Source organism: Microbacterium sp. A93, assembly GCF_051842835.1.
In genome coordinates this window covers 267,771-291,029 of record NZ_JBPXMT010000009.1, presented here as the reverse complement: position 1 = coordinate 291,029, position 23,259 = coordinate 267,771, and the positions used below count along the sequence as shown (strand labels likewise).

Below are 23,259 nucleotides of genomic sequence, written 5' to 3'. Positions count from 1 at the left end.
GGTGTGAGGTGTGAGGACCCCCTGTATCGTCCTGCCCAACTCCACCCTTCAACACCTTTCAACGAGGAGCACTCATGTCGCAAGAGGGAATCAGCCGCGAGGGCGGCGCCCTGTTCCGCGGGGACAACCAGGACGGGTTGATGCATCGCGCGTTCTTGCGCGGTGCGGGATTCTCGGCCGAGGACGTCCGCCGCTCGCCGGTGATCGGCATCGCCAACACCGCCAGCGAGCTCAACCCCTGCAACGCCGGGCTGGGCGAGCTCGCGGCGGAGGTCAAGGCCGGGGTCCGGGCCGCCGGGGGCCTTCCCCTGGAGTTCCCCACCATCTCGATCTCCGAGCCCTTCTCCCGGCCCTCGTCCATGTACCTGCGCAACCTGATGTCCATGGATGTGGAGGAGATGGTCCGCGCCTCCCCCATCGACGGCGTGGTGCTGCTGGGCGGCTGCGACAAGACCATCCCGGCCCAGATCATGGGGGCGCTCAGCGCCGGGGTGCCCGCCATGGTGGGGGCCGCCGGCCCGCGCCCCGTGTCCTGCTTCGGGGCAAACCGTGAGTTCACCGTGGATGACGTGTGGCCCCTGTGTGAACAGCGGCGGGTGGGAGAGCTCGACGACGGTGCCTGGGCGGCGCTGGAGGGCAGCGTCAACGTGGGGGTCGGCACCTGCAACGTGATGGGCACGGCCACCACCATGGCGGCGGTGGCCGAGGTGCTGGGCTTCGCCCTGCCGGGCTCCACGCTGCCGGCGGCGGCCAGTGAGTCTCGCCGCGCGCTGGCGCGCTCCACCGGGGAGGCGATCGTGGCCGCCGTCGGGCGTGGGCAGGTGCCCACCGACCTGGTGACGCTGCAGTCCCTGGAGAACGCGTTCCGGGCCATCACGGCGATGGGCGGCTCCACCAATGCCGTCATCCACCTGGAGGCGATCGCCGGGCGGGCCGGGCTGCGGATCGGGCTGGAGCGGCTGGACGAGTGGTCCCGGACCACCCCGGTGCTCGCCGATGTCCGGCCCGGCGGCCGCTACCTGCTGGAACACCTGGACCAGGCCGGCGGCGTGCCGGAGGTGCTGCGGCGTCTCGGGGACCGGATCCACGGACAGGCTCCGGCGGCCGGCGGTCGGACCTGGGGCGAGGTCCTGGACGCCACGCCCCCGGCGGAGGGCCATCCTGCGCTGCGCACCGTGCAGAACCCGGTGGCGCCGCGCGGTGCCTTGCGGTTGATGCGCGGCTCCCTCGCGCCGGACGGTTGCGTGATGAAACTCGCCGCGGACGCCCCGCCCCGGCACCGGGCCCGCGTGGTGGTGTTCGACGGGCTGGAGGACCTGCACGCCCGGATCGACGACCCGGAGCTGGAGGTGGAGGCTTCCACCATCCTGGTGTTGCGCGGGCTCGGCATGGTCGGGGCCCCGGGGATGCCGGAGGTCGGGCACCTGCCGATCCCCGCGAAGCTGCACCACCAGGGGGTGCGGGACATGGTGCGGATCTCCGACGCCCGGATGAGCGGGACCTCCACAGGATCCGTGGTGCTGCACGTCAGCCCAGAGTCCGCTGCCGGCGGCCCGCTGGCACGATTGCGCACCGGGGACGAGGTGGTGATCGACGCCGGTACTGGCGAGCTCAACCACTGCGTGCCTGAGGAGGAGTTCGCGGCGCGAGAACCGGTGGCGCCCCCGCCCACGCCGGCGCGGGGCTTTGCCCGGCTGCAGGCCCGGCACGCGCTGCAGCCGCACGAGGGGTGCGACCTGGACTTCCTGGTCGCCGAGACGGCCGGTCAGGCCGAGAGGGAGGAATCGTGACCGAGTTGGGGTTCATCGGCGTCGGCGCCATGGGCGAGCCCATGGCACTGCGCCTGCAGCAGTCCGGGCACGACGTCCTGGCCTGGACGCGGCGGCCCGAACGGGCCCGGCAATTGCAGGAAGCCGGTCTGGCCACCGGCACGCTTCAGGAGGTGGCCGCTCGGCCGGTGCTGGTCAGTTGCCTGCGGGACACGGCGGCGGTGCGGGAGGTCTTTCTCGACGACGGCCCGGGGGCCTCGGCGCTGCAGGCGCAGCTGGTGATCGAGCACGCGACGGTGGACCCCGCCACGTCCCGGGATGTGGCCGCGGCCTTGAGCGCCCGCGGCATCCACTACGTGGATGCGCCGGTGTCCGGCGGACCGGCAGGGGCCGCGGACGGCACCCTGGTGACGATGTGCGGCGGCACCGAAGAGGCCCTCGCCGCGGCACGGCCGATCCTGGAGGCCGCCTGCGGCCGGATCGTGCCCGTGGGCGGGCCGGGCGCCGGGACCGCGGTCAAGCTGGTCAACCAGCTGCTCGTCGCCGCCCACTCGGTGGCCGCGGCCGAGGCGGCGGCCCTGGTGCGGGTTCTGGGGATCGATCCCGACGTTGCGCTGGATGCCCTGATGGGTGGCTGGGCCGCTTCCCGCCGGCTGGAGCTGCAGTTCACTGACGCGGTGCGGGGGCAGAACGCCCCGGACGGGGCCGGCCTGGAGAAGTTCCTCGAGGTGCTGGACCTGGTGGACGGGGCGCTGGACGGCTCGGGAATCTCCAGTGCCTTGATGCCGGGAGTCCGACGCACGTGGGAGGCCGCGGCCGCGGCGCATCCCGAGGGCTCCTTCGCGGCGCTGACTGAAGCTTACGACCATGAGCGAGGTGGGACAGGAACGGGATTCGGCCGCGGATAGGCTGAGCCGGACGGCGGTGGAGTTCGAGTTCAGCCAGTATTGAGTCATCCGAGATAGCACTTCACGCAACACTAGCCAGAAGCGCTGTGGTGATTCCTGCTTGCCACGTCGATACCTAAGTAAGGTTGCACCCCATGGAAAGCATGAACGAACTTGCCGTTGTCGAACATGGTGACGTCTGGCTGATCAGCGGCGAACTGGCCGCCGTCGAATCTGTGGTGGACCACGTAGCTGGTTCCACCGAGATTCTGGGCGGTGCCCTATCTGCTAATGCAGCTCGTCGCGTCAGCGAAGCCTGCGGCGTGACGGCCCAAGTGCAGGAGCAGTCCGGGCGCTGGGTGCGGATGACTGAGGAGAGCGCCGCACGACTCAAGGCATTGCAGGCCACGAATCAGCCAAGAAACGGGCTGATGAGCGGCGTCATTCGAGGCGAGAAAGGTCGCATCGACAAGCACCTCAAGTTCTCCATGCCCAAGGGCCGGATGACCAATCCACTCGTACTCGCCAATGTCGCCACACTCGCCGCGTCCTTTGCTGCCCAAGCGGCTGCTGAAGAGATGAAGGAGACCCTGCAGGGCATCGAGAACAAGATCGATGCGTTGGCAGCCGACCGACGTTCCGAAATGGTCGGGGCAACCCGAGGAGTCACCTCAGTCATTTTCGAATCCTTCACGCTGTACCAACGCGTCGGGGAAATCGGCTCCTCATCGTGGGACAAGGTCCAGTCACTTCAGCCGGAGGTGCTCTCAACTTGGCACCATGGCATCGACAGGATTCGTCAAGAGGCAAGTCGCGCGGCAGAGGCCAGAATCACGGACCGGGACGAGATCGTCCAGAGCATGGCCAAGGAGCTCATGCCTCTCTGGCTGCCAGTCCTCGCCCAATGCATGGTTAATCTGTCTCGATTCCGCGTACTCGAACAGGCCCGAGTGGAGAGCGTGGATCCAGACCAGGCCGAAGAACACCGCCAGCTGGTCGTCGAACGCAGCCACCAGATGTCGGAGGAACTCCAGAAAGCCCTCGAAGAGGTTCTCTCACATATTTTAACGGCCGTCGACGTGCCCGACCGGATCCGTGTGGCTCACCCTATGCAAATTGCCACGCTTCACGACGCTGCGTCCACAGTCCAGACTCAGATCCGAGAGTTCGGCTCCCAGGTCAATTGGTTCGAGGACCAGTTGGAATCCTGGGAGAACAAGGGGTGGACGGCATCGCTTCGTGACTTGGCCGTCTCCGGCAGCGATGCCATCAAGGGCGCCGCAGTGAAGTCAGCTGGGGCCGTGCGCGGCGTCCAGCTGCCCACGGAAACCGTCAGAGGAGCAGCAGCTCGGTCACTGGAGTCGGTGCGGAACCTCAAGCGTCCGAACCTGCCGTTCAAAGGAGGCGACCGCTTCCGCCGCAAGGGCTTGGGACCCGGCAAGTCCGACACCGTCGATGCCACCGAAGTTGATCAAGCGGACGCAGAAACCGGGTCCTAGCCCTCTCACGGCCGGCCCCAGAGAATCCGACCCCGGAGGCGATCAGCCAGTTTCCGCTAGTACGGCAAGCCGAGCAAACCTTGGGCGACATTTTGGCCGCGTAGCCGACCCAGGTCGAGTCGACAGGCGGCCGACCGACTCGAGGTACTTGCTCCCGTACTCCTGCGGATAGCGGCTCCCACCACTCGGTGAGACGGGCTTGGTTCCGAGTCGGCGAAGTGGCCGGTGGGCCACCTCGACAAAGCCGATAGGATCATGGTTGTGTTCCGTAGCACCTTCGGTCAAGTCCCTTGTAGTGGTGTAGTGGTGTAGTGGTCTGATTGTGATGTCTCGGGACATCGTGCACCTGTGCACGATGTCCCGAGACTTCACAGTACTTCTTCGCCTACACCCCCGCAGAGATCAACCGCACCTTCGGGAGGTTCTTGCTACGGGGAGTCGTCTAAGAAGGACGCGAGACGGTGGCTTGAGCCACCGCCTCGCGGATGATTCCTCCAGATGGTCCACAGGTACTGCCCGAAGCGCAGCTGCTGACCCAATGGCCGAGTTAAACGGGCAGTTCCGCCACCGTGGTGGCCTCTCTGTAGAAGCCTTCGCCCAAACGCAGTTCGACCTCGCCCTGTCTGTCGCTTGTCTACCTATCGAACTAGCGTCGCTAGCAGATTAGATCAGAGTTGCCTTACTCAGCATCGGACGCCTTCGTGTCAAACTGAGGGTGAGGACCCATGATGAATCCCGTGCTGGATACATCAATCTGAGGTCCGCTGGGCAGGTCCTTGGTGAGCAGGTACTGTCCAACGCGGTCCATGGAGGCGTCGCCTACAATTGTGTGTTGGGCAGCCACCGTCATGTCCCGGAAGATTCGCTCAATGCGGGTGCCGCGGAAGATTCCGGGTGATCCGGTCTGCTGGTAGATGTAGTGCATAGCCTCGTTGGCGGTCTGAACACAGAAGACATTGGTCTGATGAATCCGCACTCGGTGTTCGTACTCCACCGGTCCGTGATCCTGTGCGTTCTCGTAGGCGGCGTTGGTCGCGTCCATCAGGAAGGCCTTCAGCGACCGGATGACTGCATCGGTCTTTCCGGCTGCGTGCTGATGAATTTGCTCGTTCCCAAGCCGTGCCTGACGTAAGGAACCGTGGGCAGCTGCCTTGTGGACCTGTTTGGTGAACTCGTCGAGGGCGGCTTCAAGCAATCCGATTGCGTGGGCAGAGTGCGCCAGCAAGTTAAAGGGTGCCCGGTAGAGAGGCCGGTCATAGGCCCGGTAGTGAACGCCCAGTTCGTTGACCATTTCGGTAGGGACGAAAACGTCTTGGACTTCGATGTGCCCGCTGCCGGTTCCGCGCAGGCCTAATGCGTCCCAATCGTCGTGGATGATCACATCTTGCCGGGGGAAGTACCCCGTGATGTACCAGGGATTTCCATCTACCGGGTGGATAACGAGTTCATCATTCTCGTCGTAGAGCATCGCGCGGCCATAAAGATATGTCGCCTCCGGCGAACCGCTGCAGAATGGCCACTTCCCGCTGATCCGGTATCCGCCGTCCACGCGGTAGGCCTTTCCTGCGGCACGTCCCAGGTTGCCCGCCGTGATCCACCGGTCCTTCTCGATGATGGGTGCCATAACCTCCGGTTCGCACCACGTGCCTCCTGCATGGAGCATCCCAAGCCAACCCACGGATCCATTGATGCGGGACAGTTCGGTGATCGCTTCCAGCCACTGAACTGGGTGCACCTCCAGCCCGCTGAGTTCACGGGGGAGAAAGGAGCGAAACAATCCGCCGTCATAGAGCTGGTGAATTATCTCGATCGGGACCCGGCCTTCGGTCTCAATCCTCGGCTCGGCCTCTCGGATGACCGACTCCATGGACTTGACGAGTTCGAGGAGGTCGGTCTCACGGCGCTGGCTGCTGGCTGTGGCGTCAGCCACGGAGGTAATGCTCATGAATGCCCCTTAGAGTATAAATATTGTCCGTGCAGTATTGATAGTGTGCCCAGAGTGTATCTAGAGTAGGTGTGTGGAACAAGAGCAGACGGAGGGTTTTCCCGTCAAAGACACATCAACGACTGTCGACAAGGCGATGCGGATACTTGAGGCACTCGCAGATGCGCCAGGTGGGCTTGCCCTAGGCGAACTCGTCAACATGCTCGGCACCCACCGGGCGCCGCTGTATCGCATTCTGAGATCTTTGGAGGGCGTCGGATACATCAGCCGGCGCCCCTCCGATCGTCGATATGAACTTGGCTTCGGGCTCAAGCGACTTGCGCAGAGGGTGCCAGATCGTTTGAAAGAGGTCTTTGAACCCCAGATGCGCCGAGTGTGCCGGGAGGTAGCGGTGACGGGGATGCTGAACGTCATGGACGCCGGACGGCTGGTCGTTCGGCATATCGAGGTACCTCCAGGCTTCGGGTTCCATCTCATTGCAGACGTTGGCTATTCCTACGGCATGGAAGTCCTATCGGCCCCGGTGGTGGCAGCACTGTCGTGCCTGCCGGCTAAGGATGGGGAGGATCCCCTGGTCGCTCGCTGCCGAGCGGAGGGATTCGCGGTTACTAGTGGCACGATCCGTTCGGGTGTTTCAGGCATTGGGGTCCCCTTTGACCTACAGGGGTCTGTGGGCTCGGTGTCCTTCCTGCGCGCTGGCGAGTTCAGTAGGACCGAGCTCGACGGGCTAGTGCGCCTTGCAATGGCGGCCGTTCATGACGCCCGCCAGGGTTAGGCGTTGAGTGCGGGCAAGTAGTCCACCGTGGGTCCAGGTTCGGCCAGCAGGTGGCAAATCCTCTCTGCCACCTGCCTGTATGCCACACTTCCTTCCGGTACCGGCTCGTCGCACATGGGGCCGCACACCAAACAGTGCCCGCGGATGCCCTGCTCGCCCAATTCCAAGGTGAGAGCCTCGGTTAGCGTCAGCGTCGCCGCTTTTGCGGCCAGGTAGGTTGCCGCCCCCGGATAAGGCTCGACGGCGCCCCGGGTGGAGATCGTAATGAAGGTTCCAGTTCTACGGTCAATCAGCGTGGGCAACCAAGAGCGCAGTAGGTCTGTTACCGCGAAGTAGTTCGCTGCGAACAGATCCTTTTCCCGCTCTCCTGCTTGACCGAGGAAAGGCGTATTTTCATACCGACCGCTGAGGGCGACCACGCCTCTCAGTGTGAGGCCCTCCACGGTCTTGAGCGCTACTTCGTGGGAGACACCGTCTCTGTCGAGGCTGCCATCCGGAGAGTGCCACCTGCCGCGTTGCGTCCTGACGTCCCAGGCCAGTACGTGCCAACCATTCTCGACAGTCAGGTGGGGCAACAGGCGTGCGCCCAGCTGCCCGGACAATCCGCCAATCACTACGGCCTCAGGCATCAGTAGCCTCCCTTGGCCGCTCGGCCAAATTCATCCCTGTCCAGTAGCTTCCCGTGTAAAAGATGACGGGTTTTAACCCCTCCGCCCCGAGGCCATGATCGATCACACGGCCAATGCAGATTTCATGGTCGCCAGCTTCGACGACCCGCTGGATTTCACAGTCCATCCAGCCAACGCTGTCCTTGGGCCGCCGCTGCCCACTTGGCAGATCTTCCCATTCAGTGAGCTCGTAACGGTGGGGTGACTTCCGGGCGAAGCCGCTGCTGAGATCGATCTGGGAGGTGGCGAGGAAAGAGGCGCTGAAGGCACCGATCTCCTTGATGCCCGCCCATGACTGGCTTGTAGTCCACGCAGAGAAGAGGACAAGCGGAGGCTCGAGGGAGACAGGTGCAAAGGAAGTCACTGGCATGGAATGTCTCTCTATCCCGGATGAGGCATCGATAAGGGCAACCCCGCTGGCGAATCGCCCCAGCACCCTGCGGAAAGCCGCCGTTTCCGGGGCAAGCTGCTTCTTGACTGTCTCCACCTTGGTCATCGGACTCCTACCCCTTGAGTTCGTCTACACCTTCGGAAAAGTCATCGATTTCGCTGAAGGTATTCCGTAATCTAACTCACATGGTTACTATGTGTCCACAAGGTTCAATTGTGGTACTCCGTAAGCAGTTGCCCATTCTGGGTTGAATAAGGCGGTTACCTCAGACACGCCGGGACGCATGCCGCCTGAAAGGTGCCTGTACATGACAGCAGTATCAGCACGTTCGCGCCCAACTCGACGGCGTGGTGCCCTCGGACGGCTTCCCGCCGTCGGATACGGCCTACTGGGGATCATTCTGTTCTTCGTCCTGTTGGACGTGACCGGGATCCTGTTCGACATACCGCCCGAGCAATTGCCTCGATCTCTTACTGTGGCTGCGACGACGTTCACGGTGTTGGCGGATTCGGTCTTCCACGAAGCCGTATGGGATACGTTGTCCGCCGCACTCATAGGACTCGGACTGGCTATTCTCCTGGCGGTGCCCACGGGAATTCTCTTCGGTACGAACAGGCCGACCTTTGCCGCCGTGAGCACGCTCATCGAGTTCATGCGGCCCTTGCCCGCGGTGGCGCTCATACCGCCCGCGCTCTTGATCCTTGGGGCTGGCGCGGAGATGAAGGTGGCGCTCGTGGCGTACTCGACCTTTTGGATCATCCTGTTCAACACCATCTATGCCGTGCGCGGGGTGGACCCTCTCCAGAAGGATGCCGCACGTGTATTCGGAGTCAGCCGGTTCGGGGCCATGGTGCGGGTTGTCCTGCCCTCTGCTGCGCCGTTCATCTACACCGGTATCCAGATTGCGGCGACGGCAGCCCTGCTGGTCACCATCGGTACCGAGATGTTGGCCGGTGGCAGCGGGGGTATCGGGGAATGGCTCATGACCTACCTGAATGCGATTACCCGACGTGATTTCGTGTATGCCGGCGCCTATCTTTCGGGAGTCATCGGGTTATTGCTGACCCTGGCTCTCGTTTCCTTGGGTCGGATCCTATTTCCTTGGAATAAAGCTGCCGGAGGGCGCGGACGATGACCACTCTTACTACGGCCCCCACAGCGACGACGAGCGAGATCTCGACACCATTCTGGCGGGCGCGACGCAGCTGGAGTACAGCCTCGGGTGTCCTCCTGAAGCTCGGGGTGCTTGTTGCTGCCGGGGTTGTCTGGGAACTGTACGCACGACTGTTTCCCTCGCTCTTCATTCCCCCGCTGTCCAAGGTGTTGGGTCACATGGCTACCACCTGGACCAATACTGACCCCAACGGCACCTTCGGGACGAACGTCCTGGCCATGGTGGCGGCCAGCTTGGGCAGGCTGCTGCCTGCCATTGGTATAGCGATCGTCATCGGCTTGATCCTTGGAGTTGCGATCGCACGCATCCAACTACTCGATCATTTGCTCACCCCGGTTGTGCACTTCATCCGCGCTATCCCGTCCACCGCCAAAGTCCCCATCTTCATCGCCCTTATGGGGATCGGCGATTCCATGAAGATCAGCGTGATCGTCGTAGCGGCCTTGTTCCCGTTCATGCTCAATGTGATCCACGGTGTTAAGGACATTCACGACACGACTGTAGATGTGTGCCACGTCTACAAAATTGGCAAGCTCGACTTCTTCACCCGAGTGCTCTTACCCGGTGCCATGCCCCAAATCTTCTCTGGCCTGCGGCTGATGACCATGATCGCGATGATCGTTATGGTCCTCACCGAAATGCTCGGCGCAAGCGACGGTGTTGGCTACTACGTCCTGTACGCCGAACGAAGATTCCTAGTACTTGACATGTGGGCAGGGATTCTCCTGCTCGGCGCCATCGGCTACCTGCTTTCTGTCATCCTCAACCTTGTCGAACGACCCCTCCTCCGCTGGCACACAGCGCAGAACAGTTAGGAAATCACTATGAAAAACCTCCGACGCGCAACCGCCGCCCTGGCGTCTGCCCTACTCCTCACCTCCTGCGCCTCGACAGGAGGGACGGGCTCACCGGACAGTGGAAGCAACGCTGCCGACGACGGTGGGAGCACCTCCGTCAGTTACGGTTCCTTCTCCACCGGTACCGGCGCACGCCAGGTCCTCGTCGCCGAGGACCTGGGGCTGTTTGAAGAACGCGGCATCGAACTCGATACCACCACGCTGATGTCAACATCAGCTCTGGCACAGTTGGTCGCCAGTGGAGATGCAGATATCGCCAACCTGACCTACCAGCCCGCGTTCAACGCAATGGCAGCCGGCGTCGACCTCCGAATGATCACCGGCGTCCAGAAACTGCAGGACGGAATGCAGACGGTGTACGTGAAGAAGGACGCGGGCATTACCTCAATGGAGGACCTGCGCGGCAAGAAGATCGCCGTCGCGTCTTTGGGCGGATACGGCGAGTCGATGGTTGCCGAGGCCCTGGAAACCGCGGGAATGACATTGAACGACGTCACCATGGTCGAGGTAGCCCCCCCAGAGACGATTGCCGCTATCCAACGCGGCGATGTGGATGCCGGACATCTGACCCCCCCCTCCCGCGCGTCACTGGAAAGCCAGGGGGACTCGGATCTGGAAATGCTCATCGACTTTAATTCGATTCCCGCTCTGGAGGGCATGCCGCAGGGTGCGTTGGTGACCACCACCGAGTACCAAGAGGGGAACCAGGAAATCGTTGGCGATTTCCTTGAAGCCACCAATGAGGCTGCACAAGCCCTGGAAGAGGACCCCCAACGGGACACCGAGTACCTTTCCGAACTCGGAAAGTTCGAGATGCCCGTCGCAGAGAACATGGTGTTGGAAGAATGGGTGGGCGGCGAGACCTCCCGGGAGGATCTGCAACGTGTCGTGGACTTGATGGTCAAGCACGGACAGCTGCAGGAAGGTTCCGTCGACCTCGACGTTTTCATGGGAGGGGCTGACGCTCTGTGACAACTCCCCTGTTGGCTGAAGTGGACCGTGACGCACTGCTATCGGTTACCAGCCTGAACAAGACCTATGAATCCGACCGCGGACACTTCGTTGCGCTCGAGGACATCAGTTTCTCCGTCCAACCCGGTGAATTCCTCTGCATAGTCGGACCTTCCGGAGCGGGCAAGACGACCTTGCTGCGGTGCCTGTCGGGGCTGCAGGCACCAACCAGCGGAACGGCATTGTTCGAGGGGCAGGAAATCACCGGGCCACCCAAGGGCCTGTCCATGGTGTTCCAGGACTACAACAGGTCTCTCATGCCATGGTTGAACGTCGAGAAGAACGTACAGTTTCCACTAATCCACAAAGGATTATCCCGGGCCGAGGTCAAAGAGCGGTCCGAGGAGGCACTGGTCTCCGTCGGCCTGGAGAAATTCATGCGCAGTGGGGTTTGGCAACTCTCCGGCGGGATGCAACAGCGAGTCGCGATCGCCCGCGCACTGGCCTACCGCCCATCGCTGCTCCTGATGGACGAGCCGTTCGCGTCAGTCGATGCCCAGACGCGCAGTGACCTGGAGGACCTGGTACGCCGCATCCATTTGGAATCCGGTTTGACGTGCCTCTTCGTCACGCACGACATTGATGAGGCCGTCTATCTGGGTGACCGCATTGCCGTCCTGTCCAAGCCCCCCACCACGGTGCAAAAGATAGTCGAGGTCCCCCTCCCTCGCGAAAGGGACCAGATCCGCACGAAGGAGCTAACCGGATTCAGCAGTACGCGTTCCCAGGTTTTGCAAACCATCCGCGACCTCTGATCAGTACGGCGCACCCTACTGGGCGCCCTAATGGCTGGACTGACAACGCGAAGATGAGGTGTTGGAACAACCTGTCTAAGGCAGAATTTCGAAAGGATCGAGGAGATACCTCTTTCCTACCTTCCAGAGAAGGGTGCCCATTGCCGCTCCTCTTGCCCGAACTCGCCCACCCATTACACGCATTCCGGCACTGCACAGTGGACTTCAGCCGCCGCATCCTCGTGATGGCTGTCGTCAACCGCACCCCGGACTCCTTCTTCGACGACGGCGCCACATTCGCCCTAGACGCCGCCGTCTCTGCAGCGCGACAAGCTGTGTCAGACGGCGCCGAATGGGTTGATGTCGGCGGGGCACCCTTCGCACCTGGCCCGGCAGTGCCGCCCGAACAGGAGGCCGAGCGCATAGTCCCCGTGATCCGAGAACTGCGCAGGTGCTCCGGTCCGGCGGGCACGGCCATCATCTCCGCGGATACCTTTCACCCAGCCGTGGCAGAACGCGCGTTGGAGGAGGGAGCCGACGTCATCAATGACACCACCGGGCTCTCCCATCCGGACGTCGCCAGGGTCGTCGCCGAGGCTGGCGCCCATCTGGTGATCACCCACTCCCTAGCACGCCCGCGTACCCCATATCCCTCCCCCTCGTACACCGACGTGGTGACCGAGGTTGCGACATTTCTTCACCGCAAAGTGGACCAAGCAGTGTCCCTAGGGGTGCCTGCAGAGAAGATAATCGTTGATCCCGGCCACGACCTGAACAAGAACACCCTCCATTCCCTTGAACTGACCCGCCGATTCGAAGAGATCACTGCACTCGGATTTCCAGCCTTGGCGGCCGTGTCCAACAAAGATTTCATCGGCGAGACATTAGACCAGCACAAATCCGCCCGGCTCGCCGGATCCCTCGCAGCCGCACAGATGTGCATCATGCAAGGTGCCCGCATCATCCGGATGCATCAGGTCGGACCAGCGTCCTCGATTGCACGAATGAGCGAGGCGGTATTCGGGTGGCGTGAACCGATGCGCATGGAGCACAACATGGGGCCGGCCAACGCCCCCGCTGACCGCTCTGTCGGTTTAGGAGACGCCGTCGAATGGGAGGAACTTCTGCAACATTGAGGCAGCTGCTGCCACTGGAGCGGGCAAACGCCCGATGAGGCTTGCTCACCCTGTATGCCCACCGAGAATCGGTCCCCGCAGTTCTGCCGACGACCTTCGGAGCGAGTTCCCGGAATACGCCGCTTCCCGGCCATGACCTGCAGTACATGACCACCTTCGACGGCGCATATGACGGTCACTAGGTGGACTCGGCCGGGGCCCTGGTGGACCGGGTGAGAGGCCCAGCCTACCGGCGGCCTCGGCCTGAACTCCTGGATACAGTGGATCCCAACAGGCAGTCAGATACTTCGCCGGGTGGCGGAATGTGGACACCCTGCCATGCATCCAAGCTCACGGGCGCAGGGTTGAGTCCGATGATCATCGCTCTTGGCTTTTCCGGCCAGAGTTCCTGCAGAGTCTTGATGTGCTCACCGTCGACGTCAATCCACTCTTGGTTTGCGGTCAGCGCGTCATTCCCGCTTAGAACCGCGTCACCCGTATTCACGCGTTCACCTTTCACCAGTTCGTTGCCACCGTTTCAACTGGACCCTTCGTGTCAACGGTGTAGACAGCGATCCCCAGTCGACTCAGAACCCAGCTCGGAATGCGGTGCACCGTGGCGACTGACTCAGCCGGCACCACCACAGCGGCGGAGAAATCTTCATCGGGTTGCTTCGGAAATCGCCGGAGAATCTGGCCGAACATCGTATCGGAGTCGAGTCCCTGGCTATGCCCGGTCCGGCCCTTGACCTCAGCCTTGAGCGTTCGGCCGCCCTTGGTGGCCACGACGTCGACATACCCCACTTGTCGCCGAACCTCCCACCCATCTGCTTTCAAGTACCGGGTAAAGGCGTCTTCGATCTCCAGTTCGCTGCCTCGTCCATATGACACAGTCATAGTTTTACTCCTCGTCGCCAGCGGTTTCGGTGACCTTTGCATAGCCCGTTCCCTTCATCCAGAGGACAATGTCGAGGACGCGCAGAAGGGAGAGATGGGTTTCCCCGGACTCGTTGCGAATGGAGCGAAGTCGTTCTGCCAACTGCCGGCCTTCGGCACCCTGAAACGCGTTGAACCAGTCACGCCAGTAGTTGCCGCTACGCTCCCCGAGTGCTTCACGGCGAACAACCGTGTCATAGATTGGGATCAAGTGCGGACGCTTTCGAGCAAGGATCTTGCTCGCCCTCGTAGTTCCGATGTGCCACCGGCTGCCGTTGTTCTGTTTCAGCAAATCCCACAGCTGCTGGGCTGGCGAGCCCTTGTCCAGCAACCGTTCAAACTCTGCCTCCGTGATTTCCTCCAGTTTGGCCTCCTCGGGGACCTGCACCAACAGTTCTTCGATCTCATCGGCAAGGCTCTCCACGATTCCCAGGGCGGCTTGCCCACGAACACTCTCAGAAAGCATCTCCAAGGCCAGCAGGTCGGCGGCCGTTATCCGGTTCGGCTCTACACCGCCTCCGCCGTCGAAGGAATCGAAGTGCGACCCTGTGAAGAGTGGGCGGCCATTGTTCCGGGGCTCGAAGTACTTCTTGATGTACCGAACCGCTTCGTCATTCTCTATATGATTCATGGCTTTCAATGGCATGGCTTCCCCGTTTCATTTGTGGTCAACATCGATCAACTGCTTTGTGGCCGAGACGCTATCAAGCGTCGCGGACGCCGAAACTTCGGCACCACTTTGAGGGGCCGACGGCGGACTCAGATCAATCCGCAGCTTCGCCGCATCCGGCCCCAGGTACCGGATCAGGTCCTCCTGCCGAGGTTGGCCCATGACGAACCGATAGGCGCCCAACGTCGTGCGCAGCTGTTCGTATTGCTTGGCCTCCCGGCTCAGCGGCATCGCCGGAACGTATCGCTCAATGGCAGCCCCGCCCTCCAGCGGGAAGACCCAGTACGGATTGATCAACGAGTCCCCGGACGGTCGGCACCCCTCAGCGGCCGCGAACATCGCCGCCCACGGATCCGCGCCATCCAGAGTCACCGCGCTGTTGCCATGCACGGTCGCCACGTTCTTACGGACCGCATGCCCCTTGTACCGGTGGATGCGTCCCTCGCGCTGTTCCAGGTCCACGGGATTGCTCGGCAGGTTCCAGTGCACCACCGCGTGACTGTACGTATGGAAGTCCAGCCCCTCCTGACCCACCGAGGTGCTGGCCATGATGAACGGCCAGAAGGGCGAGGTGTACCCCTCGCGTACGGTGGCCTCTCGCTCCACGGCTGCCTCAGAGGACTGCACCCGTCCAAAGCGGGCGGCCACGTGCGAGTTCAGGTGCTCCGTCTTCAACGAAATATGCCCACCGGAAACCCGCACGTCCTGCACCGTGTTCAACGCAGACCGGATGGAGGCAGTCGCCGCGATCCGATCGGCCAGGGCCTCGGCCCGCTCGGACCGAGACACCGGCCCCAGCCCCTCGGACTCGGTGAGCGTGTGCACGAACTCGTCCAGCACGGACTGCAGGTTGCCGTCCAGGCAGTATCGCAACACCTGGTTCCAATAGGAGTCGAGGTCCGCCTCGTCGGCCGCGTCGGCGGCCCCGCGCACGGCCGAGACGACTTCCGGTTTGTTGAACAGCGAGCGCAGCCCCTTGGATGCGGTCACCGCTGCCAGACGCAGATCGGGATCGCCCACGGAATGCACGCCGCCCTCCGCCCGGGCCAAGGCACGCAGGGCGCAGACGCCCGGACCGGCGAGCGCCATTTGGGTCAGCACGTCGGCCAGGTCCTCGGGCGGGTCCCCCATCTCGGCCCAGTCCGGTTCCATGGCCCAGCGCATGTGGTCGACCAGCCTGGAGCCCTCGCCACGCTCGCCCTTGAGCCATTGCAGCAGCCGGCCCTCAAGGCTCCCGTCGTCGTCCAGTGCCGCGTCCAGCAGATAGGGGGCCACACCGTACCAGCGGCGGCGTGATCCCTCGGCTCCGGGCTGCGGATGGATACCGAGTTCGGTCAGCAACCGCGTGATTCTCTCCTGCACGACGGCGACCGTCCGGTCCCGGTCCAGCGGCAACTCCCAGCCGTGCTCGGCGGCGATGACGAGCGGGTCACCGAGTCGGGCGAGGGTCACGCTGGGGTAGAGCACCGTGAGGTTCGGCAGGTTGCGGGGCATGTTCTTCTCCGGGTCCCAGTTGAAGGTCAGCGGGACGGCGGATCGGCGGTCACCGTAGCGGTGAGTGGCGTCCACGGCAGCCCCGGACTGTTCCCGCATGCGCCTCTCGGCCTCGTAGCTGACCACGGCGGCGATCGCCTTCGGGACGGCAGCCCAGGCCGAGAAGATCAGCCGCTTGGTGAAGCGCTGGACCTTCTCCCCCGCATAGACGCCACCCGGCTGCAGGTACGGCAAGGACGGCGCCATCCAGGCCAGACGCCACGCCTCGTGATCTATGAGGTCGTCCACGAGGACCCGCATCTTCGCGTTGACCCGTTCGATGGGCCGGTACTCCCGGATGCCTTCCCAGTCGAGCAAGGTGTTCCGGTGCTCGCGCAGCACGCCGACCAGGCCTGCGTCGTCCTGCGCGGCCATCTCGAGAAACTGTTCCTGGAGCTGGTATCCGTGCCGGTCCATGAGGTTCGCCGCATAGGGCACGGACCGCCAGAACTCGAACGGATCTTGGCGGCCAACCTGCTGGGCGATGTCGCTCGCGGCCAGCCAAGCCTCCACGTCTGCCGGCTCCAGGGTCATCGGGCCCAAGGTCCTCTCGGTCAGCATGCCGTCCCGGCCCGGCGTGGCCGAGAGCCGTTCGGTGCGGGACATGACCTTGCGTAATGCGGTCTCCACTGCGGCCCGGGCGTCCTCGGCGGCCGAGTGTCCAGCCTCGGATCGCTGGAGGATGCCCTCACGCAGAAGACCCAACTGCCGGGTGATGGACTGTGCCGCGTCCTGGCCGGTGAGGAAGGAGATGGTGTTGGTGAAGTCCCAGTAGTGGTCCTCGCCATCCGGCTCATCCGGGAGCGTGAACATCTTGTAGGGCGTGGCCGAGAGGACCAAGGCCTTCGTGGGGCCCCGGGAGATCACCCGTTGAGCCAGGCGCTGCGCATTGGATATTGGATGATCGCCGTGCTGGCCCGCGAAGAGGTCCTTGAACCGCTGGAACTCGTCCAGGATGACCAGGTCCGGGGCGAGCATCTCCACGGACACGTTGGCCATGGCCATGCGGAGTCCGCCGATGACCGGCCGCCGGGACCGCCAATGCTTGTCCGTTCGGTGCGGGGTCCTGGCCCACCGCTCCTGGTCCGCCAGCAGGTCCTCCAGCAGGCTCCCGCCGTGCGGCCCGGCCTCGGTGTCCAGGTACGTTGCGAACCGTGCCATGAGCGCTTCATCCAACGCGGGTCGGCTCTCGTCCCAGCGGAGACGGTTCCGGAATCGGTCCACTGTGACCCCCACGGCCAAGTAGCTGGTCCAGGACGCCTTCCCCATCTCCCGGCTGCCCAGCACGTGGCGCAGCATCCAATGCAGCAGGGCCCGCTCCCGGACCGCGCCGGTGGAGTTCCCGAGCTCCAGCGAGGTGCCCGGAGTGAAGGCGACCAGCTGCAGCCGCTGTTCCGTCGCCGATCCCATGGTGGCCGGCAGCATGGTCAGCCGGTCGGCGTTGTCCTGCAGTTCTCCCCCGGTGAGTTCGCGCAGCCGACGCAGGTTCTGCCGGGCGATCTGCCCGTTGGAGCAGATGTAGACGATGGTGATGGGCCGGCCGGTGTCCCAGAGGTGGTCAATGGCCCGGGCGGCGATCCCCTTGGCCACCAGCGTCTTGCCCAATCCCACCTCGTCTGCCACCAGGAAGCGGTCCACCCGGTCCTCGTCCAGCCACAGCCGGTTGAAGGCGTGGTCCACCGTGGACCGCTGGAACGGCTTCAGGCCATGGAGGATCCCCTGGACGTCCGGCCGGGTCTCGGTCATGACTTCCGCCCCTTCTGGACCACCCGCAGCACCACGTCCCACATCTGCAGGAACTCCGGCGGGATGATGTCCTCGGCCCCGGGCATCTCCCGTAGCTCAGCCACCTGCCGCGCCACGGAGGCGAGCGCCTTCGGATCCTGGCCGGCGGCCCGCACGAGGGGCTCGAAGAGCACCAGCGGCGGCGCATGCCCTGCGGCCCCTTCTGAGCCCGCGTCATCGAGCCGCGCCGTCGTCTCCGACACGTTCTCCCAGGCCGAGGGCCCGGACTGCAGCGGGTCCAGGCCCAGCAGCAGCGCTAAGTACCGCAGGACGCTGCGGGAGTTGGAGAGGATGCTAGCCAGCACCGCTCGGCGGCGGTCCAGTGGGTCGCCGTGGAGGCGCATCATCAGCACACACCGGCGCGTCACCCGCGCGTCCCCTTCCCCCGCGGTGGTCTCGACGGCCAGGTACGGGGTGACGTTGACCGGGGCGATCTCCCAGCGTTGTTCGGCGGCCAGGTCCCGGTCCTGCGCGGGAACCGTGGTGAGCCAGATCCGGGTGGCGCCGGGGGCGCCTTCGGGGATGGCCAGGTGCAGCAGCGCCTCCACCCGGTCCTCGCCCACGGGCGAGACCATCAGTTGCGGCCGCTGCTGCGCCAGGGCGCGGTGGAACTCCTCGAGCTGGTAGCTGGTGGCGATCGCCGGATCGGTGGCGCCGTCGTCGTGCTGCGGGGTGTAGGGCTGGAGAATGGCACCCAGGCCGAGGGACTCGCGGCCCTCGCCGAGCACCGCGTGGACGCCGCAGGTGGCGGTGGGACCGGTGAGCACCGCGTTCATCTCCATCCCACCGCTCCACGCCTGACCGGTCAGGTTGGCGCTGCCGGTGACCACCATGGACTGGTCCCCCGGCAGGTCGAGGACCACCGTCTTGGCGTGCAGGCCGTCCAGCCGCGCCACCGTCCCGGCGCCAGGACGGTCCGCCCCACCTGGACCGTCCAACCCATCCAACCCGCCCGCCTGGCCTGGGTCGGACACCACGGCGGTGAACTCGTCCAAGGTGCGCACGCTGGCCTGGTCGTCCTCGGTCTCCTCGACGCCGCGGTGCAGCACCGTGGTGGACCATCCGGTGAGCTGGCGCCGGCCGAGCAGGTCCATGGCGTCCGGGCGGGAGACGAGGGTGGCCTCGGCGCTGCCGGCGCGGATCGAGTCCAGGGTCGCCGCGGACAGGAACGGGCTGATGGCCAGGACGCGTTCCGCCTCCTGGGGGAAGGGCCAGGGCCGCTCATCCGTCAGCCCGAGCGGCAGCAGGCTGCCGCCGGTGAACGGCGCGGGTGCGGCCAGGCGCGCCTCGCGCAGGGTGCGGGCCAGGTCGGCGACGGCGGCCGCGCGTCCCTCCGGGAGCCGGTCCAGCGTGAGGGACGGCAGGGCCGCGACGACGTCGGCGGCCGGCCCAGCGTCAATCGTCCCATCCTCCTCCTCGTCCAGGACCAGGACGGTGTCCCAGGAGTTGTCGAGAGTGAGGTTCCGGCTCGAGACCACGACGCGGTGGTGAAAGGCACCGTCGTCGGCCGCGAACCGCACCGCCCAGAGCTTGGGGTGGAAGAGGTGCTCGGCGTGCGGGGGCATGACCTCGTGGATGCTGTCCTCGAGGAAGGCGTGGATGCGGCTGTGGGTGGCCGGGACGTGGATGCCGCCGGCCTGAACGAACACGGTGGTGTGCTCCACGTGGCGTTGGACGGCGTCGAGGAGCCGGACGGGGTCACCGGTGGCGAGGGCGTCGGCGTCGTCCACGTCGCCGAGGGTGAAGGTCATTGGCGCGATCAGTATGGCCGTGAGGTTGAGCGTGTAGGTGGTGGCCACGGCCTGGTCCACGCGGTACCCGGCGGGTGGGCGCAGCGCGTCGGTGAGCAGCACGGTGGTGTCCGGGTGCAGCATCAGGCGCCCCCTTCGGCGTCGTAGAGGTCCTGGAGGTGGCGGCGCACGTTGCGCCACCGGTAGTCGAAGCGGCCGGTTCCGCTGGCGCCGGTCCAGGCGTCCAGGGCCCGCTGGTTGCCGGGGGCCAGGCGGGCGCGGGTGCCCTTCTTCTCGCGTTCGCGGTCGACGACCCGTTGGCGAAGGTCTGCACTTCCGAAGAGATCGGCCGCTGACGGTGCGGTGGCGACGGCGTCCGCCCACGTGCCGATGAAGTCCCGCGTGGTGCGGGAGACCCTCCGGCCGCGGGCGGTGACCATCAGCCAGATGGCCTCCCGGTCCTGGGCGTGCAGGGGTTCCACGGACTGGGCTTCCTCGAACCACGCGTCCATTCGGTCGCGGTAGACCTCCGTCAACGTGGTGCCCTGGTGGTGGTGCTTGCCGGTGGCCTCGGCGAGCAGCAGGTTGTAGAGCAGGTTCGCGCCTTCCGCGGTCAGCGCGAACCGGTCGGCGCGGTCCACGAGGACGTCCAGCTCCGGGGAGAGTCCCTGCCGGATGGCGGGATCCCCGACGCCGGCCGGCGCGGTGGACGCGTCCGTCCAGTTTTCCGGCCGGTGGGCTGCCAGGTGGGCCAGCAGGGTACCGGCGGTGGTGCGGGTGATGGCCTCCCGCAGGTATTGGGCGTCCTCGGGGCGGAGGGAGAAGGTGGCGTTCTTCAGCAGTTTCCCGGGAGGGTCCGGCAGACGCGGGTCGAGTCCGGTGGGGGTCAGGTGGACGTGGACGTCTGGGTCATCGGCGCTCGGGGCGGCCCGCAGTTCCTCGCGCCGCAGCTGTTCCCGTTCGAAGTAGCTACGCGCGGTGAAACCCGGCTCGAAGACGCCCCATCGGGCGAGCATTCCCCAGTACACCTCACTGGGAAGGCGCCGGAGGGCGCGGCCGGCGTCGCGGCCGAAGACACCCTCGGCCTCTCTCCCGCGTTTCAGGGCGTCGATGAGTTGGTACTCGTACTCGCGGAAGGTGGACTGCATTCGCACGACCGTGTCCCGGTGGCTGGCCTCCTGCAGCAGCCACGGGACGAACAGCACGTACCGCAACCGTGTATGCAGGGTAGAGGTCCCGGGGAACAGGGTGTCCGAGAACGCGTCCCGGATGCCGCCGAAACCCAGATCGTCGATGGTGGTTTCGTCCCGGAACTGGTCGACGGCCTCCATCATGCGCCGCCGCTGCTCCGGGTCGAGAGCGAGCCAACCAAAGGACGAGGTCATGTGGGGATTGTGGCATGAATGCCGGACTGCACAACGGCTGAACCGGGCAGACGCAGAAAACCAGACACAACTTGCTGCTAGTTCAGTAGTGAGGACCGCGTTCCGGACCAACTCACAGCCAGCACGTCGCGGGCACGAGTCGCGGCCACATAGAGTAGCGACCGCTCACGAAGTAACGCATCCTCGCGGTCAGCCCCGCTCGTTGCACTGCGGCTGACGTTGGCGGGCACGGCTCCTTCCCGCACGTCCATGAGCAGCACACGGGCGAACTCGGTGCCCTTCGCGCGGTGCATCGTCATGGCGACTGCGGCGCCCGGCTTGATCGTCTCGGTGTCTACCGCCCGGATGTTGACTCCTCGCTCTGCGAGGGCGCCAACCACGCGGTCGCGGACGTGCTTAGTTCGCACGAGCACGGCCACGGTCTCCGGTCGCACGTCTTCATCGGCCAGCCACCCGTTCAGTAGCTCGGCCGCCTTGTCGTACTCATCAGCGGAAGTCGTGGACTCGAGCAAAAGAGTCGTCGGCCCCGAACGCACGGACCGGTACTCGCCGTGCTCCTCGGGCAGGCCGTCGAGGTCCTCGAAGTCGGCGCCGTCGAGCACCTGCATGGCCCACCCGAGCACCTGCTGGGTGGTGCGATAGTTCAAGGTGAGCCGGCGGGAGCGGCCGCGGGAGGCGATCCCGTAGTGGCTGAGCACGAGCTTTTGGCCGTAGATGCGCTGGTGGTTGTCCTCGGCGATGAATAAGTCGTTCGGCCCGGGGGACACGAGGGCGCGGAGCAGCTGCCAACGGCTCGGAGTCAGGTCCTGGGCCTCGTCCACGAGCACGTGGTCGAACGGGGCGGGCTCGCTCTGTTCGGCGCGCAGTTCGAGGTGGACGGCGGCCACCTGGGCCACCTCCTCGTAGTCCATGGTTCCGCCCGCGGCGGCACTGCGGCGGTACTGGTCGATCACCGCCCACACCTGCGCGCGCTGGGCGCGATTCAGGGCGGTGCCGCGGCCGCGACGCGGGACGCGCAAGTAGCCGGCGCGCTCGGTGATGCGCAGCGGCAGCACGACCATGGCGTACTCGGCCTCGAAGAACGACGACGTCCGCAGCTCGGCGGGCAGGTCCGCGCCGGCGGCGGCAATCGCCGCGTCCCACGCCCTCGAGTCGGGGCGGCGGCTCACGTCGGACGCTCCGGTACCAAGGGCCACGGCCGCGGCCTCCCTGATCCCGGCGCCGGCCCGCTTGTCGACCTCGAGCGCGAGCGCGTCGATGCCGGCCACGTGGACGCCCTTATCCCCGGGGTTCTCGGCGATCCTCAGGTCCGGTTCGAGCCGCTGGAGGTCGCGGCGCAGGGCGTCGGCGAGATTGCGGGTGTAGGTGGTGAGCAGGATCCGGGCGTCCGGGTTCTCCGCGGCCAGCCGCTGGGCGCGGTGGAGGAGCACCACGGTCTTGCCGGTGCCGGCCCCGCCGGTGAGCTTGGCAGGGCCGTTGTAGTTCCGGTCCACGTACTGACGCTGCACGGGGTGTAGGAACAGCCGCCAGGCCGCGAAGTCGCCGCTCTCGATCGCGCGACGCAGGTCTTCGTCGTCCTCGATCCATGCGAAGGACACCTGGGCGGCAGGGTGTTTGAGGCCGCGCAGGAGCTGCTCGTCCTCGGTGCCGGAGGCGTCCACGGGCTCAGTGAGGCCGAATGAGACCCGGACATCCTCCACGGGTACGCCAGTGCCGAGATCGAGGAGCGCAAGGCCCTGCCAGCGCACCTGGGCGCCGTCGGCCACTTCGAGCAGTTCGTTCTCGTCCCGCGTCCGCAAGGCGGCGTCGGCGAGCTCCCCGTCAATGCCCAGTCCCAGCAGGTCCTCGCGGGTGCAGCCGTGGGCCTCGAGGACGGGCGACGACGACGCGCTCAGCTCCACCACGGCGGTCGCCTCAGGCATGGGCTCGGTGGGGGGAGTCGGAACGGCCGCCGCCTCTGCCGCCGGAGCCGCGGCCGGCACGACGGACTCGGCTGGCGTCGCGGTCTCCGCGGCTGGGGGGGCCTCGTGCGCGTCGGCGCGGAGCGCCTCTCGGACGGCCTCGGTCATGCGGACCTCGGTGACGCCGTTGATGGGGTTGCGCTTGAGGATGGCGCGCTCGGCGACCCGGTTGCCCTTGTCGTGCTCGTACACGCCGAGCAGCACGTAGGAGACCGCGTCGCCCTCGGTGAGCTTGAACATCACGGCGCGGTAGCCCTGGTCCACGCGGCCGGTGCGTACCCGCTTGTCCGCCGATCCCTTGATGGGCTCGATGTGGAGGCCCGGGAGGGCGTCGTCCTTGGAGAGCTTGTCGAAGAAGTCGATCGTCTTCGCTTTGACGGTCTTGTCCTTCGGCATGTCGAAGTGACTCATCACCAGGGTTGCCACGGTGCGCT

At 65.1% G+C, this 23,259-nt stretch carries 18 protein-coding genes; 9 read left to right on the top strand and 9 right to left on the bottom strand.

Features of this window, described 5'->3' with window-relative positions; translation table 11 throughout:
* Positions 1–74: 74 nt before the first annotated feature.
* The 3 genes from ACSU1G_RS22495 (at position 75) to ACSU1G_RS22485 (ending at position 4,155) form a co-directional block, all read left to right on the top strand.
* On the top strand, positions 75–1,790 hold the full coding sequence (locus ACSU1G_RS22495; RefSeq protein ID WP_439282253.1) for a dihydroxy-acid dehydratase: 1,716 nt from the start codon (positions 75–77) through the stop codon (positions 1,788–1,790).
* Complete coding sequence (locus tag ACSU1G_RS22490; protein WP_439282252.1) at positions 1,787–2,677, top strand: NAD(P)-dependent oxidoreductase; 891 nt, start codon at positions 1,787–1,789, stop codon at positions 2,675–2,677. Before ACSU1G_RS22495 ends, ACSU1G_RS22490 begins: the two co-directional genes overlap by 4 nt.
* A gap of 134 nt (positions 2,678–2,811) precedes the next feature.
* Positions 2,812–4,155: a hypothetical protein gene (locus tag ACSU1G_RS22485; protein ID WP_439282251.1), complete on the top strand. Its 1,344-nt coding sequence runs from the start codon at positions 2,812–2,814 to the stop codon at positions 4,153–4,155.
* Positions 4,156–4,834: 679 nt separating this feature from the next.
* On the opposite strand, the gene ACSU1G_RS22480 is transcribed toward ACSU1G_RS22485, so the two are convergent.
* Complete coding sequence (locus ACSU1G_RS22480; protein ID WP_439282250.1) at positions 4,835–6,100, bottom strand: acyl-CoA dehydrogenase family protein; 1,266 nt, start codon at positions 6,098–6,100, stop codon at positions 4,835–4,837.
* Between the two features lie 73 nt (positions 6,101–6,173).
* Between ACSU1G_RS22480 and ACSU1G_RS22475 the strand changes: the two genes are divergently transcribed.
* The gene (locus tag ACSU1G_RS22475) at positions 6,174–6,875 is read left to right on the top strand and encodes an IclR family transcriptional regulator (protein ID WP_439282249.1); all 702 of its coding nucleotides are present in this window, start codon (positions 6,174–6,176) and stop codon (positions 6,873–6,875) included.
* Here the strand turns inward: ACSU1G_RS22475 and ACSU1G_RS22470 are convergent.
* Both ACSU1G_RS22470 and ACSU1G_RS22465 read right to left on the bottom strand, forming a co-directional pair.
* Complete coding sequence (locus ACSU1G_RS22470) at positions 6,872–7,504, bottom strand: SDR family NAD(P)-dependent oxidoreductase (RefSeq protein WP_439282248.1); 633 nt, start codon at positions 7,502–7,504, stop codon at positions 6,872–6,874. The genes ACSU1G_RS22475 and ACSU1G_RS22470 overlap by 4 nt on opposite strands.
* Positions 7,497–8,039, bottom strand: a complete 543-nt coding sequence (locus ACSU1G_RS22465; RefSeq protein ID WP_439282247.1) for a flavin reductase family protein — start codon at positions 8,037–8,039, stop codon at positions 7,497–7,499. The genes ACSU1G_RS22470 and ACSU1G_RS22465 overlap by 8 nt, the downstream gene beginning before the upstream one ends.
* A gap of 202 nt (positions 8,040–8,241) precedes the next feature.
* Here ACSU1G_RS22465 and ACSU1G_RS22460 point away from each other — a divergent pair, with 202 nt between their 5' ends.
* The 5 genes from ACSU1G_RS22460 to folP all read left to right on the top strand — a co-directional run bounded on the left by ACSU1G_RS22460 (position 8,242) and on the right by folP (position 12,846).
* Positions 8,242–9,069 carry an ABC transporter permease gene (locus ACSU1G_RS22460; RefSeq protein ID WP_439282246.1) on the top strand — a complete coding sequence of 276 codons (828 nt, stop codon included), beginning with the start codon at positions 8,242–8,244 and terminating at the stop codon, positions 9,067–9,069.
* Between the two features lie 197 nt (positions 9,070–9,266).
* The gene (locus ACSU1G_RS22455) at positions 9,267–9,923 is read left to right on the top strand and encodes an ABC transporter permease (RefSeq protein WP_439282245.1); all 657 of its coding nucleotides are present in this window, start codon (positions 9,267–9,269) and stop codon (positions 9,921–9,923) included.
* Between the two features lie 9 nt (positions 9,924–9,932).
* The gene (locus ACSU1G_RS22450) at positions 9,933–10,937 is read left to right on the top strand and encodes an ABC transporter substrate-binding protein (protein WP_439282244.1); all 1,005 of its coding nucleotides are present in this window, start codon (positions 9,933–9,935) and stop codon (positions 10,935–10,937) included.
* Positions 10,934–11,731, top strand: a complete 798-nt coding sequence (locus ACSU1G_RS22445; RefSeq protein ID WP_439282243.1) for an ABC transporter ATP-binding protein — start codon at positions 10,934–10,936, stop codon at positions 11,729–11,731. The genes ACSU1G_RS22450 and ACSU1G_RS22445 overlap by 4 nt, the downstream gene beginning before the upstream one ends.
* Positions 11,732–11,871: 140 nt before the next feature.
* Positions 11,872–12,846, top strand: a complete 975-nt coding sequence (gene folP / locus ACSU1G_RS22440) for a dihydropteroate synthase (RefSeq protein WP_439282242.1) — start codon at positions 11,872–11,874, stop codon at positions 12,844–12,846.
* 495 nt (positions 12,847–13,341) lie between these two features.
* Here the strand turns inward: folP and ACSU1G_RS22435 are convergent, their stop codons facing one another.
* From ACSU1G_RS22435 to ACSU1G_RS22410, 6 genes are all read right to left on the bottom strand, one after another.
* Complete coding sequence (locus ACSU1G_RS22435; RefSeq protein ID WP_439282241.1) at positions 13,342–13,722, bottom strand: hypothetical protein; 381 nt, start codon at positions 13,720–13,722, stop codon at positions 13,342–13,344.
* Positions 13,723–13,726: 4 nt separating this feature from the next.
* Entirely contained in the window at positions 13,727–14,407 is a 681-nt protein-coding gene (locus tag ACSU1G_RS22430; RefSeq protein WP_439282240.1) for a DUF6308 family protein, read from the bottom strand.
* Positions 14,408–14,419: 12 nt separating this feature from the next.
* Entirely contained in the window at positions 14,420–17,710 is a 3,291-nt protein-coding gene (locus tag ACSU1G_RS22425; RefSeq protein ID WP_439282239.1) for a helicase-related protein, read from the bottom strand.
* Positions 17,707–19,623, bottom strand: coding sequence for a hypothetical protein (locus tag ACSU1G_RS22420; RefSeq protein WP_439282238.1), 1,917 nt, complete (start codon positions 19,621–19,623; stop codon positions 17,707–17,709). The genes ACSU1G_RS22425 and ACSU1G_RS22420 overlap by 4 nt, the downstream gene beginning before the upstream one ends.
* Positions 19,623–20,864, bottom strand: coding sequence for a DUF6361 family protein (locus ACSU1G_RS22415; RefSeq protein ID WP_439282237.1), 1,242 nt, complete (start codon positions 20,862–20,864; stop codon positions 19,623–19,625). Before ACSU1G_RS22415 ends, ACSU1G_RS22420 begins: the two co-directional genes overlap by 1 nt.
* A gap of 77 nt (positions 20,865–20,941) precedes the next feature.
* Entirely contained in the window at positions 20,942–23,251 is a 2,310-nt protein-coding gene (locus ACSU1G_RS22410; protein ID WP_439282236.1) for a 3'-5' exonuclease, read from the bottom strand.
* Positions 23,252–23,259 lie beyond the last annotated feature (8 nt).

Coding starts and splice junctions, on each gene's coding strand:
- ACSU1G_RS22415 (WP_439282237.1), bottom strand. CDS start 20,864: ATGACCTCGTCCTTTGGTTGGCTCGCTCTCGACCCGGAGCAGCGGCGG.
- ACSU1G_RS22495 (WP_439282253.1), top strand. CDS start 75: ATGTCGCAAGAGGGAATCAGCCGCGAGGGCGGCGCCCTGTTCCGCGGG.
- ACSU1G_RS22420 (WP_439282238.1), bottom strand. CDS start 19,623: ATGCTGCACCCGGACACCACCGTGCTGCTCACCGACGCGCTGCGCCCA.
- ACSU1G_RS22460 (WP_439282246.1), top strand. CDS start 8,242: ATGACAGCAGTATCAGCACGTTCGCGCCCAACTCGACGGCGTGGTGCC.
- ACSU1G_RS22435 (WP_439282241.1), bottom strand. CDS start 13,722: ATGACTGTGTCATATGGACGAGGCAGCGAACTGGAGATCGAAGACGCC.
- ACSU1G_RS22430 (WP_439282240.1), bottom strand. CDS start 14,407: ATGCCATTGAAAGCCATGAATCATATAGAGAATGACGAAGCGGTTCGG.
- ACSU1G_RS22485 (WP_439282251.1), top strand. CDS start 2,812: ATGGAAAGCATGAACGAACTTGCCGTTGTCGAACATGGTGACGTCTGG.
- ACSU1G_RS22455 (WP_439282245.1), top strand. CDS start 9,267: ATGGCTACCACCTGGACCAATACTGACCCCAACGGCACCTTCGGGACG.
- ACSU1G_RS22465 (WP_439282247.1), bottom strand. CDS start 8,039: ATGACCAAGGTGGAGACAGTCAAGAAGCAGCTTGCCCCGGAAACGGCG.
- ACSU1G_RS22480 (WP_439282250.1), bottom strand. CDS start 6,100: ATGAGCATTACCTCCGTGGCTGACGCCACAGCCAGCAGCCAGCGCCGT.
- ACSU1G_RS22470 (WP_439282248.1), bottom strand. CDS start 7,504: ATGCCTGAGGCCGTAGTGATTGGCGGATTGTCCGGGCAGCTGGGCGCA.
- ACSU1G_RS22425 (WP_439282239.1), bottom strand. CDS start 17,710: ATGACCGAGACCCGGCCGGACGTCCAGGGGATCCTCCATGGCCTGAAG.
- ACSU1G_RS22450 (WP_439282244.1), top strand. CDS start 9,933: ATGAAAAACCTCCGACGCGCAACCGCCGCCCTGGCGTCTGCCCTACTC.